Below are 13561 nucleotides of genomic sequence, written 5' to 3' on the forward strand. Positions count from 1 at the left end.
ATCAAGTCCCGGGCGAGGCGCCGCGCCGATAGCGCCGCAGGCCCAGGTGGAACAGCCCCGCGGCCAAGGCGCCGTAGCCGAGCGCCGAGGCGACCACGACGGCCACGGTGCCCACGCTCGGTTCGCGCAGCATCTTCACCGGCGCCAGCACCACGAACGCCGCGGGCAGGACCGTATAGGCCGCGACCTTCACCAGGCCCTGGTGGATCGAGCCCGGATAGCTGGAGAACAGCAGCGTGAAGTCGGTCAGGTCGCGGGCGAAGCTGCGCGCGCCGCTCGCCCAGAACGCCAGGCTGGCGAACGAGATCGCCGCGGAGACATAGACCGTGGCCCCGGCGCCGACGGCCAGGACCAGCAGCGGCGCCTGCGCCAAGCGCACCTGCGCGAACAGCACCAGCACCACGACGCCGCAGACCAGGTCGCCCCAGGCCGTGGCGATGCTCTCGCGCGCCAGCAGCCGGGCGATCAGCCCCGCCGGCTGGGTCAGCAGGCCGTCCAGTTCGCCGCGCACGATCGACCCGGCCATGTCGCGATAGCCGCCGGCCAGCGCTCCGGCCAGGCCGACGATGCACATGGTGAGCCCCAGCAGCAGGGCGACGTCGGCCATGCCCCAGCCGCCGACGCTGCGGAATCCGGCGAAGAACAGCGCCCACAGGGCCAGGAACACCACGTCGTTGACGATCATGCCGCCGACCTGCAGCGCGAAGTTGGCCTTGTCGGCGAAGGACATCCGCACCGAAGCGGCGGCCTCGGCGGCGTAGAGCTTGATGCACCGCATCACACTCCTCCCCGCCGCAGCACCTTGGCCAGGCCCGCGCGCCACAGCGCCAGGCACGCCGCGCTGAGCACGCCGATCCACAGCACCTGCCAGCCCAGCCCGACCAGGAACAGGTCCGGCGTCATGGTCATCGCCGCCGGCCAGTAAAGGTGCGCGGCGAACGGCGAGACCTTGGCCAGCCCCTCCATCAGCGGCGGATACAGCGTCACCGGCGCATAGAGCCCGCCCAGCAGGAACATCAGCTTCTGGATCACCAGTTGGAAGGGCAGCACCCGCCGCGCCCAGAACGCCATCAGCCCGGCCAGGGCGTAGAGCAGCACCCCGACCACGACGCCCAGCACGCCCAGCACCAGCAGGCGCGGAAACGCCTCGGCGGGCGGCCAGGCGCGCCCCGACGCCGCCAGCAGCGCCAGCGCCGTGATCCCCAGGACCGTCAGCCGCACGAAGGCCGCGCCCAGGTTCTGGCTCAACACCTGGACGAGGTACGATTTGGGCCGCAGCAGGTGGGGCTCCAGTCCCCCAGAACGAATGTCGTCCTCCAGCCGCAGATGCGTGGCCGGCAACGACAGCGTCACCCATTCCGTCGCCCCGATGTAGAGCGCCAGCCCGCCGGCCGGCAGCGCATAGGCCAGCGTGCCGGGCAGCTGCTCGGCGGCCACCTTGTCCCACAACGCCGACAGCACCAGCAGCAGGATCACGAAGAACACGCAGCGCCCCGCCAGCACCGGCCAGGCCGCCAGGGTCTCGCCGGCCCCGACCCGCAGCGCTGCCCAGGCCGCGCCCGCCCCTCTCCGCGCTTCAACGACCGCCAGAGTAGATGTCATGGATCACCTCCTCCATCGGAGGGTCCTCGATGGTCACGTCCTCGATGCCGCCTTGGGCCAGGGCCGCGGCGATCACCTGCTCGACGCGGGTGACGCGGGTGTCGACCTCCAGCACCGTGTTATGCGCCGCAGCCGACCGTCGGCTGACTCCGGGCAGGTCCAGGCACACCTCCGCGCTCGCCGACTGCAGCGTCACGACCTTGCGGCCCAGGAACCGGCGGCGCAGCTGGTCGGTCGGCTGATCGACGACGATCCGGCCCTCGCCGATCACGATCACCCGCTCGCAGACCAGTTCGATGTCGCGGGTGTCGTGCGAGGTCAGCGCCACGGTCAGTCCATGGTCGCGGGCGTGCTCGCGCACGAAGTCGCGGATCGCGACCTTGGCGGTCACATCCAGCCCGATGGTCGGCTCGTCCAGGAACAGCAGTTGCGGCCCATGCAGCAGGCTGGCGGTGATCTCGCAGCGCATCCGCTGGCCCAGCGACATGCGATTGACCGGCTGATCCATCAGCTCGGCCAGGGCGAAGCGCTCGGACAGCTCGCCGAGCCGCCGGCGCGCCACCGCCGCATCCTGGTCGTAGATCTTGGCCAGCAGCGCGAAGGAATCCCGCGCCGGCAGCTCGCCCCATAGTTGCGAGCGTTGCCCGAACACCACCCCGATCCGGTAGGCCAGCGCCTTGCGCTCGCGCCAGGGGACCAACCCCAGCACCTGCGCCTCGCCGGCCGTCGGCTCCAGGATGCCCGACAGCATCTTCAACGTGGTCGACTTGCCCGCCCCGTTCGGCCCGATGATCGCCACGCGTTCGCCCGGCGCGATGTCGAACGACACCCCGGCCACGGCCTCGATGGTCACTTGCTGGGACGAAAACGCGCCTGCCAGCCCACGGCCGCGCTTGGCGTAGCTATAGCGCTTGCAGAGGTTCCGGACGGTGATGGCGGGCGTGGTCGACATGGGCGGGGCTCGGATGGCGGGTCTGGGGGGCAAGGGCTGGGCATGCGAAGTACGTCGGGCGCGGGTAAGCGAGCCCTTGGTAATTCGGCATGTTCGAAGCCTTGCCGGCCATCGCGTTCAAATCCGATCCGCCGCGACACGTTCGCGGAACATGGGTAGGTGTATGGCCACCCGCGCAGCTTTGCAACCGTCAGGCGCAAGGCCGCGAAATTGCGCGCCTCCGTTCATGGGCGAGCGCGCCGATCAGCGCGGGCGGAACAGCGCCTCCAGACCCTGGATCACGTCTTCCATCAGCGGCGAATTCCCGCTTTCGTCGGCCTGGGTGAGCGAGGCCGCGCCATGGCCGCAGGCCCAGACCGCCAGGGCGACCTTATGGATCACGGCCGGCTCGACCCCCTGCTGGCTGGGCGCGGCGGCGATCAGCTCGCGCAGCACGGCGAAGGCGCGGTCGCGGGCCTCGGCCACATCGGCCTCGCCCATCAGCGCAGCGTCGAACATGAGCTCGTAGAGCGCCGGCTGGGCCCGGGCGAAATCGAAATAGGCCAGAGCCGTGGTGCGGATCGGCGTCGCCCCGCCCTGGGCCGCGGCCTCCCGCAGGCTGGCCTCCAATTCGCGGAACCCCATCGCCGCCAACCCGGCCAGCAGCGCGGCCTTCGAGGCGTAGTGGTGATAGACCGACCCCGCCGCGATCCCTGCGCGCCCTGCTAGCGCCCGCAGGTTCATCTCCGAGCGACCGCCGCTCTCCAGCAGCGCCCGCGCCTCGTCCAGCAGCAAGGTGCGCAGGTTGCCGACATGGTACGGGCGTCGGCGGGAGCCCTGGTCGGTCCACGTCATTGCGCAGCTCCGGCGGGGCCGTACTCGATCGAATGCGCGCAGGCCCAGCGTGGCATGGCGTCCTCCCTATTGGCCCGATGTTCTCAAGCCGGCCACGGCTTGTCGAGGCCGGCGTCCGCCCCAGCGCGTCAAAGTGAGCGTTGATAACCCAGCCGCCCGCCGTTAGCGTCCCGCATACAAGAATTATTCGGGGAGCACGACATGGCCGCGGACGTGAAGGTCGCCATTCTGGGCGCTGGCTTTGCGGGGCTCTGCATGGGCCTGCGGCTCAAGGCGCAGGGCGAGTCGTCATTCGTGATCCTCGAAAAGGCCGACCGCGTCGGCGGCACCTGGCGCGAAAACATCTATCCCGGCGCCGGCTGCGACATCCCCAGCCACCTCTACTCCTACTCCTTCGCGCCGAACCCGGACTGGCCCGAAGTCTATTCCGCCCAGCCCGACATCCTCGCCTACATCGAGGGCGTCGTGGACCGCCACGAGCTCGCCAGCCACATTCGGCTGGGCGCCGAGGTCGTCGGCGCGGCCTGGGACGAGGCCGCGGGCCTTTGGTCGATCTCCCTCGCGGACGGCTCGCGCCTCACGGCCGAGGCCTTCGTCACCGCCTGGGGCCAGCTCAACCGACCCAAGCTGCCGGAGATCGAAGGGCGCGACAGCTTCGCGGGCCCGGCCTTCCATTCGGCCCGCTGGGACGCCTCGACGGACCTGGCCGGCAAGCGCGTGGCGGTGATCGGCAACGGCGCCAGCGCCATCCAGTTCGTCCCGGAGATCGCCAAGATCGCCGGCCGGCTGACCCTCTTCCAGCGCTCGCCGAACTGGATCGTGCCGCGCATGAACCGGCCCTACACCGACGAGGAAAAGGCCCAGTTCCGCGCCCAACCAGAGCTGATGGAAAAGGTCCGCAGCGAGATCTTCCAGATGGCCGAGGACCGGCTGATCGCCAAGCGGAACGGGACCGCGCCGGTCGAGGAGGTCCCGATCCCGCTGGCCCACCTGCACGCCCAGGTCGCCGACCCCGAGCTGCGCGCCAAGCTGACCCCGGACTACGAGATGGGCTGCAAGCGGGTGCTGATCTCCAACGACTTCTACCCCGCCCTGACCCGGCCGAACGTCGAGCTGGTCACGGACGCCATCGCCCGCCTGACGCCGCAGGGCGTGGTCGACGCCACGGGTCGCCTGCACGAGGTGGACGTGGTGATCTACGCCACCGGTTTCGAGACCAAGTCCTTCGCCGGCGAGACCGCGATCAGCGGCCAGGGCGGCGTCACCCTGGCCCAGGCGTGGAAGGCCGGGCCGGAGGCCTATCTGGGGATCACCGTCGCCGGTTTCCCCAATCTTTTCATGCTCTACGGGCCGAATACGAACCTGGGCCACAACTCGATCATCTACATGATCGAGGCCCAGGTCGGCTACGTCCTGCAGGCCCTGGCCCAGGCGCGGCCGCTGTCGGTCAGCCCCGCGGTGCAGAGCGCCTACAACGACAAGCTCCAGGCCGAGCTCGCCCACACCCCGTGGGCCGGGACCTGCACTAGTTGGTACAAGACCCCGGAAGGCAAGATCCTCAACAACTGGCCCGCCTCGGCGCAGGCCTACGCCGAAGCGGTCGCCCGCTTCGACGCCTCGGCCTACCAGCACGCCCGCGCCGCCGAGCCGGCCGAATAGGTCAGCCGAACACGAAGTCGGCGGCGCTCAGCGCCGACTTCGCGACCCCGACCAGCACGATGGTCTGGCCGGCGAGATTGACGACCGTATTGCCGCCGTCGGCGACAAGCTTGCTCGACAGCGCCGCGAAATCCGCCGCGTCCGTGCTCGAGATGGCTATGCGGTCGCCCTCGGCCGACGAGAAGTCCATCACCACGTCGCGGCCGCTCCCGGCCCTGAAGTTGAACAGGTCCGCGCCCGCTCCGCCGAGCAGCACATCGTCGCCGAGGTCGCCGGACAGGTAGTCGTCGCCGGCCCCGCCGACCACGGTGTCGGCGCCCTGCCCGCCCAGCACGGTGTCGCGGCCCAGGTCCCCGACCACATAGTCGCTCCCTGCGCCGCCCTGGACGAAATCGTCGCCCTGGCCGCCGAATACGCTGTCGTTGCCCAGGTCGCCGAACAGCAGATCCGCCCCGGCGTTGCCGTGCACGAAGTCGTTGTCCTGGCCGCCGCGGACGATGTCATCGCCGCCGCCGCCGCTCAGGGTGTCGGCGCCGGTGTTGCCCTGGATCAGGTCGGCGCCGGCCGCGCCGGCGACGCTGTCGGCGCCGGGACCGGCCGACACCTGCCCCCCGCCCGATGGCAGGCTGATCACGTCATCCTCGCTCACAGGCTGCGGCGGGACATAACCGACTTGGTAGTTGTTCGAAATCGCGATGCTGGCCCCGGAGTTGCCCGCAACGTCGAGGACGCCCCAGGTATCGAGCACGATCAGGTTGGTCGGGTCGACCACGCCAGCGCTCGGCGTCAGCGTCGCGGTCCAGGTGACACCGCCGTCGGCGGTGCTCAGGTTCGAGAGTCCCCCGTTGGCGACCGACAGATCGTGGATTGTTAACCCGCTCACCGCCTCTGAGAAGGTGATCGTGACCAGACTCGTCTGCCCAGCCTGCAGCTGCGCGTCGGCGACCGCGATCGTCGCCGTGGGGCGGGCGGTGTCGACCGCATAGTTGTTGGAGTCGACCGTCCCCGATCCGGCGTTGCCGCTTGCGTCCGCCCTCACACCGGTCCTGTCCAGGACGATGAAGTTTACGCTGTCCTGCACGTCGGAGGCCGGCGTGAGCGTCGCGGTCCACGTCACGCCCCCATCGCCGGAGGTCAGGTTCGAAACCGCGCCGTTGTCGACCTGCAGGTCCGCTGTAGTGAAGCCGCTCACGGCTTCCGAGAAGGTGATGGTGACGTCGGTCGTCTCGCCGACCGCCAGCGCCGTGTCCGCGACGACGATGCTCGCTGTGGGCCGCACTGTATCGATCGTGAAGTTGGCCGAACTCGGCGTTCCGATCCCGGCGTTTCCGGCCAGGTCGGCGACGCCGGCGTTGTTCAGGATGATCAGGTTGCTTGAGTCGCGGACGCCCACATTTGGAGTGAAGACGCCGATCCAGGTGACGCCGCCGTCGCTGCTGTTCAACCCCGAAATCGCCCCGTTCGGGATCGACAGGTCGGCTGCGGTGAAACCCGTCACAGCTTCCGAAAAGGTGATCGTCACCTCTGAGCTCTTGCCGGCCTTCAAGGCCGCATCGGCCATGACGATCGTCGCGGTCGGCCTCACGGCGTCCACGACATAGTTCGGAGAATCGGTCGACCCCACCCCGGCATTGCCGGCCTGGTCAGAGACCCCGGTCAGGTCGGCGCGAATGATGTTGCTCGTATTGGTGACGCCCACCGCGGGTGTCAGGGTCGCCGTGTAAACGATGTTGTCGCTGGTGGTCAGTCCCGACAGCGTGCCGTTGTCGACAGTCAACGCGCCGAGGCCGAAACCGGTCACGGCTTCTGAGAACGTGAAGGTGACGTCGCTGGACTGCCCGATCCCCAGGGCCGGATCGGCCAGGCTGATCGAGACGGTCGGCGCGCGCGTGTCGAACGAGATCGGCGCGGTGGAGCCTCCGCCCCCTTGGTTGCCGACGCTGTCGGTGTAGGAGCCTGACGCCACCGAAACTCTGGCTTCGCCAGCGTCCACACCGGCAGTCGGGGTGAAGGTCGCCTTGTAGACGCCCCCGCCCATATTGGTCAGGCTAGAGACGATTCCACCGGAGACAACAATGTCGCTGGCCGTAAAGCCGGTCGGCACGGAGGAAAACGTGAAGGTAAGCTCTGTATCCTCACCCGCCTTGAGCGTCCCATTGGCGGCGGTGACGGCCACCGACGGTCCCAAGGTGTTGATCGCGATCGCGGAGCTCGAACCGCCCGCGCCGCTGTTTCCAGAGGTGTCGGTGTAGGCGCCTGCCGCCAGCGACACCGAGCCCAGGAACCCGGCCAATCCCGCACTGGGCGTGAAGTCCACCGTGTAGACCAGGGGATCCGCGGTTCCGACCAGCGAGCCCAGCGTGCCGCCTGTAGCCGACAGGTCGCCGAGGCTGAAGCCTGTCGGAGCCTCGGAAAAGGTCAGGGTGATCGTCGCGCTCTCGCCGGACCGCAGCGTGGCGGTCGATGACGAGATCGACACCGTCGGCGCGAGGGTGTCCACCGGGATCGCCGGGCTCGCGCCCGCCAGGCCCGGATCGCCGCTCAGGTTGGTATAGCTCCCCGCAGCAACGGACAGTCCTGCGCTTACGCCGCTCAATCCCGCCCCGGGAGTGAGGTCCGCCGTGTAGACTAGAGGGTCGCCGGCGTTGCTCAGCCCCGACAACGTCCCGTTCGTGACGGTCACGTCTTCTGCGGTGAAGCCGACCGGAGCCTCGGTGAAAGTGAAGGTCGCCCTCGCCTGATCGCCGATCTTCAGCGCGGACTTGTCAAAGGTGATGATGACGCTGGGTGCGGGCATGGTGTCTCAATCAAGCGGGACTCTAACTCCCCACGAATGCCCGGATCGCGCACAAAACACCATCTAAAGTCGTGGTAAATGCGTACTTCTAGCCAGAATGGCTAGGCCGCCTCGGCCTCGCCGGCCGCCTCAAGCACCTGCTGCAGGGCTTCGAACAGCCGGCCCACCTCGATCGGCTTGGGGACGAAGCCGTCCATGCCGGCGGCCATGTATTCGGCGACCTGGTGGGCCATGGCGTTGGCGGTCAGGGCGATGATCGGGGTGCGCGCGCGCCCTTCCAGCGCCTCGCGACCGCGGATCAGGGCGCAGGCGTTCGGACCGTCCATGACCGGCATCTGCACGTCCATCAGGATCACGTCCCACTCGCCGCTTTCCCAGGCCCGCACCGCCTCCAAGCCGTTGTCGACGATGCGCGGCTCGACGCCGATCTGGTGCAACAGGGTCTTCAGGACCAACTGGTTGACGGTGTTGTCCTCGGCCGCCAGCACGCGCAGCGTCGAACAGGCGCAGGCCTCGATTTCCTGGGCCTCGACGCTGGGCGGCGTCGGCAACGCCGCGCTGGCTCCGACCCAGGTGAGCGGCAAGGTCACCAGAAACGTCGTCCCTGCCCCCACCTCGCTGCTCGCCTCGATCGCCCCGCCCATCAGGCCGGCCAGCTCGCGGCAGATGGCCAGGCCCAGACCCGTCCCGCCATAGCGCCGGGTGGTCGAGGCGTCGGCCTGCTCGAACTTCTGGAACAGCGCCGCCAGGCGGTGCGCCGGAATGCCGATCCCGGTGTCCGAGACGCTGAGCCGCAGACCCGCCGCGTCGCGGTCGACGCTGACCCGCACCTCGCCCTGCTCGGTGAACTTCAGCGCGTTGGAGACCAGGTTGTAGAGGATCTGGCGCACGCGGGTGGAGTCGCCCCGATAGACGCCCAAGGCCGCCGGCTCGATACCCAGCGAGAACGACAGGCCCTTCTTGTTGGCGATGGCCGTGAACGCCGCGTGAGCCCCGCGCGCCAGGGCTGCGACGTCGAAGTCGGCCTCCTCCAGCTCCAGCTTGCCGGCCTCGATCTTCGACAGGTCGAGCACGTCGTTGAGGATCGCCAGCAGCGTCTCGCCCGACTGGCGGATCACCCCCAGCCGCTCGCGCTGGATGTCCGACAGACCGTTCTCCGCCGCCATCGCCTGGGCCATGCCCAGCACCCCGTTCAGCGGCGTACGGATCTCGTGGCTCATGGTCGCCAGGAAGGTCGACTTGGCCCGGTTGGCCGCCTCGGCGTCTTCCTTGGCCTGGACCAGTGCCTGCTCGGCCGCCTTGCGCTCGCTGATGTTCTGCAACGCGCCGATCACCCGCAGCGGCCGGCCGCGCTCGTCGACGATCAGCCGCGTGGCCCCCATGACCCAGACTTCGCGCTCGTCGCGCCGCACCAGCCGGTACTCAGGCGCATAGGGCTCGCCGGTGCGCAGGTGATCGCGCCAGGCCGCCTCGACGCGCGCCCGGTCGCGCGGATCGATGGTGCTGAAGATGTCGCGGTGCAGTTCCTCGTAGGTCTTGGCCTCCGTGAAGAAGGTGTCCTCGGCCCCGGTCTTGATCAGTTCGCGCCGGACATAGTCCATCTCGAAGACGTGAATGTCGGCGATCTCCATGGCCAGCATCAGCCGCTGCTCGGAGCGCTCGGTCGCCTCCAGCGCCACCACCATGTCGGTGATGTCGTAGCTGGCGATGATCAACCCGCCGACCTCGCCGTCGGCGGCGCGCCAGGGCGCCAGCTCGGTCCGGTACCAGCGGATCGCCCCGACCTCGTCGGTCACCTGGACGCGGTCGGCCTTGATGCTCTCGCCGCAGAGCACCCGGTCGTACGCCTCCTGCCAGCGCCCATACATGTGCGGCGCCAGTTCCTGGACCGTGCGGCCGAAAACGATCTGCTGCCCCAGCTCGAGCGTTCGGATCCAGCGGGGGCTGGCCCCGATCACCCGCATCTCGCGGTCGGTCAGCACGACGGCGACGGGCATGGCCTCGATGATCGCGGCCAAGGTCGACTGCATGGCGTCGCGCTCGCGGCGGCTCTCCTCGCGCGCCCGGCTGGCCTGGGCCCGCGCCCACTCGTCGGCGACGAACTCGGCCAGGTCGCCCAGCCGCCCGGCCAAGGCCGCGTCGAACCGGCGCGGGACGTCGCCGAACACCGCCAGTACGCCCGGGGTCGAACCGTCGGCCAGCCGGATCGGGACCCCGACATAGGATCTCAGAAAGGGCGGGCCGACCACCGCAGGGCTGTTGGCGAAGCGCGGGTCGTCATGGGCGTCCTCGACCCACAGTAGCTCGCCGCTGGCCTGCACCAACTCGGCCGCCCTGTCGCGCTGTCGCAGGATCTTGGAGTCGGGATCGCGGCTACGCCAGACCTCGCCGTCCTTCAGGAAGACGATCTGCGCCTGGAGCGCGGAAAACATGGTTTTGGCGAGCCGCGTGGCGCGGTCGCAGACCACCTGGGAGATATCCAGGCCAAACGGACGCGACTCGGCCGTGCCGTCCGCCATGCTGATCCCCCCTTTTCGTTTTTGATATCAGCGGGATGAGCGTGAGTGACTAAAGTTAAGGCACGATTGAAGCGGTTGTGGGGACCCCTATCGCTCAACCGCGCGCGGTCGCCGCCGGCCAGGCCCAGTCGCCGAACTCGCGCGGGTGGATGAATTCGGGGCGGAACCACGGTCGCTCGCGGGCGTCGAAGATCGAGCCGAGCCACTCGGCGACCCGCGCCACCCGCCCGGTCTTGGCGCTCTCGCGGTGATGGCAGAGCCAGATGGTCGAACTGGCCAGCGGCGGGATGTCCAGCATCACCAGGTCCGGCGCCACCGCCACGATGGCGGTTGGAATGGCCCCGATCCCCGCGCCGCGTTGGATGGCGTGCAGCATCACCGTCGAGGAGTTGACCACCATCGCCGGCTCGGCCAGCTCCATGAACGCCGAGGTTTTCGCCCCCCAGCGCCCGCGTTTGCTGACCTGGGCCGAGTGATAAATGAACCGATGGCCGACCGCCGCCTCGATCCGCGTGGGGGCCCCATACGTTTCGAGATACTCGCGCGATGCGAACAGCGCGTAGTGCAGCGTCGCCAGCGGCGAAGCGGTCAATTCCGGGACCCCGCTCGCGTCCATCAGCTGAATCGAGAGGTCCACCTGACTGTCGACCGGGTTCTCCGGATAAAATCCGCAGTCCAGGCCGAGCTTGATGCCGGGGTTCTCGCGGACGAAATCGGCGACCTCCAGGCCGGTCACATAGCCGCCGATCCCCTCCGGCATGGCCACCGTCACCTCGCCGGCGTCGGGGGTCTCGTGGTCGAGGCTCAGGCGCTCGATATCCAGCGACGCGCGCTGCATGGTCAACGCCCGGTCGTAGACCATCTCCCCGGCTCGGGTCAGCGTAACCCCGCGCAGGCCACGGTCGAACAGCTTGGCCCCCAGCCGAAGCTCCAGGTCCTCGATACGGCGTGTGACCGTGGGTTGTGTGGTCTTCAGGCGTCTGGCCGCAGCGCCGAAACTACCCGTCTGAGCCGCGGCGACGAAGGTCTTGATGTCGTCCCAATCGGCGTGACCGCCGTCGCCATTGTCCATCTGGCACCCAAAAGGCCGTGGGGCCCCCATACGAACTTCGAGGCTGCACACTCGAACATTGACGCTCTACCAAATCACATCTTCGCACAAGAAGGCGATGTGGTGATGATCATTCGCGATTTCGTCGAACGCTGTCATCGAGGACTGGGCGAGCTGGCGCTGAGCCCGGCCACCTACGACGAGATTGTCGAGGGCCGCGCGCTCGCCGCCCGGACGGTCAGTCCGAACATCGCCACGGTCGAGACCCTTGCGCAGCTACAGGATCTCACTCAGGCCTCTTCATTCACCTTCCGCGGCGCCGACGGGCGACTGGCCGGGGTCATGGCCATCATCCCGCTGACCGCCGCGGCCCAGCCCGGCCTGGCCGCCGGCGTGTTCGACGGCGTCAATCCGCCCCAGGACCAGGCCGCCCGGCCGGGCGAGGCGGTGGTCGCCATCTACGGCTGGGGCATGGCCGGGACCACGCTGCGCGGCCGCGCGACGGTGATGGCCGGCGCGGTGAAGCTGCACCGCGAGCTCTTTCCCACCATCCCGCTCTACGGCCGCGCGGCCACGCCCGGCGGCGAGCGCACCCTGCTCAAGCGGATCGGCGCGCAGCCCGTCCCCGGCCCCGGCGGCCTCGTCGTCGCCGACGCCTGGGCCCGTGTCGGGAGGGCCGCCTGATGAACGCCAACGTCCGCATGCCGATGGACGCCCGCGCGGTCAGCGACATCGACGACGCCGAGCTTGAGGTCGCGGTCTGCCGCACCCTGCCCGACATCATGCAGGCCATGGCGGTCCGATCGCTGGTCTATATGGGCGAGCAGGCCTGCCCGTATGACGAGGAATACGACGGCAACGACTTCGCCGGGACCACGCATCTGGTCCTGCGCCGCAACGGCGAGCCGATCGGAACGCTGCGCGTGCGCTGGTTCGCCGATTTCGCCAAGGTCGAGCGGGTGGCGGTACGGCGCGAGTACCGCGGCGGGCGCGCGACCCTGCTGTTGATCCTGGCCGCCAAGCGGCTGGCCGAAAAGAAGAACTACCGGCAGATCCTCGGCTACGGCCAAGTGCGGCTGATCCCCTTCTGGGAGCAGTACTTCAACGCCCGCATCCGGCCGGGCCGCGAGAGCTTCGCATTTTCCGACCACGACTATGTCGAGATGGTGGTGGAAGGCGCCCCGCCGCCCGACGCCCTGACCCTCGAAAGCGATCCGATGGTGCTGCTGCGGCCCGAGGGGGCCTGGGACGAGGCCGGCGTGCTCGACCGGTCCGCCGCTCGCCCGGCCACCAACCTCGGCGCGCACGCCCGATGAACTCACCGCCGCCAGCCGCCCTGGTCTGCCTCGACCTCCAACGCGCCCGGGTGTCCGGGGCGCCGGCCGCCGCCGCCCAGGTCACCGGGGCCTGCCGCCGGGTGCTGGAACAGGCCCGCGCCCGCGCCTGGCCGGTGCTGCACGTGCATCGGCGCGAGGCGACCGCCGAAGGCGCCCGCCCGATCGTCGGGCTGGAGCCGTTGCCGACCGAGCCGATCTACCTGCGCCGGGGCCCGTCGGCCTTCTCGCACCCGGCCTTCGCGCGCCGCGCCCAGGGCCTCGGGGGGCCGCTGGCGTTGATCGGCTTCTCGATGACCGACGCCGTACTCGCCACCGCCTTCGCCGCCGCCGACCTGCAATTGCCGGTCGAGGTGCTCAGCGACGCCGTCGCGACCGGCGAGCGCGATGATCCGGACCTGCGCCGCGCCCTCAGCGCGCCGCTGACTTCGCTTTTCCCCCTTTGTCGGCTCATCCAGGCCGACGACCTGTTGCAAGAGGAGGCTGCGGCGTTCGTCGCGGCCAATGCGCCATGAGCGAGATCAAGATCACCGCGAGCGATGGTGACGCCGGCGGCTTCCTGACCGCCCTCGACGGCGACGCCCGGATGGATCCCGACGCCCGCCAACTGCTGCAGATGGCGGCCCTGCTCGGCCCCCGCGACCGCGTCGCCCTCAGCCAGATCATCCGGCGCGCCGGCGAGATCTGCGATCAGCAGGGCGAGGACGTCGCTCTGGCCGTCCTCGACCAGATCGAGGCCATCCTGCAGGGTCGCAAGGCCGACGCCTGACGCTCGCAAAGCGAGTTGACCTCACTGAGACTCGCGCCATAAGC

At 69.3% G+C, this 13561-nt stretch carries 12 protein-coding genes; 5 read left to right on the forward strand and 7 right to left on the reverse strand.

Features of this window, described 5'->3' with window-relative positions:
• Position 1: 1 nt before the first annotated feature.
• From O4N75_RS14915 to O4N75_RS14930, 4 genes are all read right to left on the reverse strand, one after another.
• Complete coding sequence (locus O4N75_RS14915; protein WP_269626268.1) at positions 2-778, reverse strand: ABC-2 family transporter protein; 777 nt, start codon at positions 776-778, stop codon at positions 2-4.
• Complete coding sequence (locus O4N75_RS14920; RefSeq protein ID WP_269626270.1) at positions 778-1602, reverse strand: ABC-2 family transporter protein; 825 nt, start codon at positions 1600-1602, stop codon at positions 778-780. Before O4N75_RS14920 ends, O4N75_RS14915 begins: the two co-directional genes overlap by 1 nt.
• A complete protein-coding gene (locus O4N75_RS14925; RefSeq protein WP_269626271.1) occupies positions 1577-2554 on the reverse strand; it encodes an ATP-binding cassette domain-containing protein in 978 nt (325 codons plus the stop codon). Before O4N75_RS14925 ends, O4N75_RS14920 begins: the two co-directional genes overlap by 26 nt.
• Before the next feature lie 243 nt (positions 2555-2797).
• Entirely contained in the window at positions 2798-3388 is a 591-nt protein-coding gene (locus O4N75_RS14930) for a TetR/AcrR family transcriptional regulator (protein WP_269626272.1), read from the reverse strand.
• A gap of 201 nt (positions 3389-3589) precedes the next feature.
• On the opposite strand from O4N75_RS14930, the gene O4N75_RS14935 reads away from it, so the two are divergent.
• Entirely contained in the window at positions 3590-5047 is a 1458-nt protein-coding gene (locus tag O4N75_RS14935; RefSeq protein WP_269626273.1) for an NAD(P)/FAD-dependent oxidoreductase, read from the forward strand.
• 1 nt (position 5048) lies between these two features.
• On the opposite strand, the gene O4N75_RS14940 is transcribed toward O4N75_RS14935, so the two are convergent.
• The 3 genes from O4N75_RS14940 to O4N75_RS14950 form a co-directional block, all read right to left on the reverse strand.
• Positions 5049-7844 (reverse strand): Ig-like domain-containing protein, encoded by a 2796-nt coding sequence (locus O4N75_RS14940; RefSeq protein WP_269626274.1) that lies wholly within the window; start codon positions 7842-7844, stop codon positions 5049-5051.
• 101 nt (positions 7845-7945) lie between these two features.
• The gene (locus O4N75_RS14945; protein ID WP_269626275.1) at positions 7946-10363 is read right to left on the reverse strand and encodes an ATP-binding protein; all 2418 of its coding nucleotides are present in this window, start codon (positions 10361-10363) and stop codon (positions 7946-7948) included.
• A 94-nt stretch (positions 10364-10457) separates the two neighbouring features.
• Positions 10458-11435, reverse strand: coding sequence for a LysR family transcriptional regulator (locus O4N75_RS14950; protein ID WP_269626276.1), 978 nt, complete (start codon positions 11433-11435; stop codon positions 10458-10460).
• 105 nt (positions 11436-11540) lie between these two features.
• On the opposite strand from O4N75_RS14950, the gene O4N75_RS14955 reads away from it, so the two are divergent.
• Genes O4N75_RS14955 through O4N75_RS14970 form a run of 4 tightly spaced genes read left to right on the forward strand, consistent with a single transcriptional unit; the run spans position 11541 to position 13517 of the window.
• Positions 11541-12098 carry a hypothetical protein gene (locus O4N75_RS14955; protein ID WP_269626277.1) on the forward strand — a complete coding sequence of 186 codons (558 nt, stop codon included), beginning with the start codon at positions 11541-11543 and terminating at the stop codon, positions 12096-12098.
• A complete protein-coding gene (locus O4N75_RS14960) occupies positions 12098-12730 on the forward strand; it encodes a GNAT family N-acetyltransferase (protein ID WP_269626278.1) in 633 nt (210 codons plus the stop codon). The genes O4N75_RS14955 and O4N75_RS14960 overlap by 1 nt, the downstream gene beginning before the upstream one ends.
• The gene (locus O4N75_RS14965) at positions 12727-13263 is read left to right on the forward strand and encodes an isochorismatase family protein (RefSeq protein WP_269626279.1); all 537 of its coding nucleotides are present in this window, start codon (positions 12727-12729) and stop codon (positions 13261-13263) included. The genes O4N75_RS14960 and O4N75_RS14965 overlap by 4 nt, the downstream gene beginning before the upstream one ends.
• Entirely contained in the window at positions 13260-13517 is a 258-nt protein-coding gene (locus tag O4N75_RS14970) for a hypothetical protein (RefSeq protein WP_269626280.1), read from the forward strand. The genes O4N75_RS14965 and O4N75_RS14970 overlap by 4 nt, the downstream gene beginning before the upstream one ends.
• Positions 13518-13561: the final 44 nt, after the last annotated feature.

Origin of the sequence: Phenylobacterium sp. NIBR 498073, assembly GCF_027286305.1 — a bacterium.
In the GTDB taxonomy this organism is placed as follows: domain Bacteria; phylum Pseudomonadota; class Alphaproteobacteria; order Caulobacterales; family Caulobacteraceae; genus Phenylobacterium.

Bases quoted from the DNA above. Each gene is read 5' to 3' on its own strand.
- O4N75_RS14970 (WP_269626280.1), top strand. From the start codon at position 13,260: ATGAGCGAGATCAAGATCACCGCGAGCGATGGTGACGCCGGCGGCTTC.
- O4N75_RS14955 (WP_269626277.1), top strand. From the start codon at position 11,541: ATGATCATTCGCGATTTCGTCGAACGCTGTCATCGAGGACTGGGCGAG.
- O4N75_RS14965 (WP_269626279.1), top strand. From the start codon at position 12,727: ATGAACTCACCGCCGCCAGCCGCCCTGGTCTGCCTCGACCTCCAACGC.
- O4N75_RS14940 (WP_269626274.1), bottom strand. From the start codon at position 7,844: ATGCCCGCACCCAGCGTCATCATCACCTTTGACAAGTCCGCGCTGAAG.
- O4N75_RS14915 (WP_269626268.1), bottom strand. From the start codon at position 778: ATGCGGTGCATCAAGCTCTACGCCGCCGAGGCCGCCGCTTCGGTGCGG.
- O4N75_RS14925 (WP_269626271.1), bottom strand. From the start codon at position 2,554: ATGTCGACCACGCCCGCCATCACCGTCCGGAACCTCTGCAAGCGCTAT.
- O4N75_RS14950 (WP_269626276.1), bottom strand. From the start codon at position 11,435: ATGGACAATGGCGACGGCGGTCACGCCGATTGGGACGACATCAAGACC.
- O4N75_RS14960 (WP_269626278.1), top strand. From the start codon at position 12,098: ATGAACGCCAACGTCCGCATGCCGATGGACGCCCGCGCGGTCAGCGAC.
- O4N75_RS14930 (WP_269626272.1), bottom strand. From the start codon at position 3,388: ATGACGTGGACCGACCAGGGCTCCCGCCGACGCCCGTACCATGTCGGC.
- O4N75_RS14935 (WP_269626273.1), top strand. From the start codon at position 3,590: ATGGCCGCGGACGTGAAGGTCGCCATTCTGGGCGCTGGCTTTGCGGGG.
- O4N75_RS14920 (WP_269626270.1), bottom strand. From the start codon at position 1,602: ATGACATCTACTCTGGCGGTCGTTGAAGCGCGGAGAGGGGCGGGCGCG.
- O4N75_RS14945 (WP_269626275.1), bottom strand. From the start codon at position 10,363: ATGGCGGACGGCACGGCCGAGTCGCGTCCGTTTGGCCTGGATATCTCC.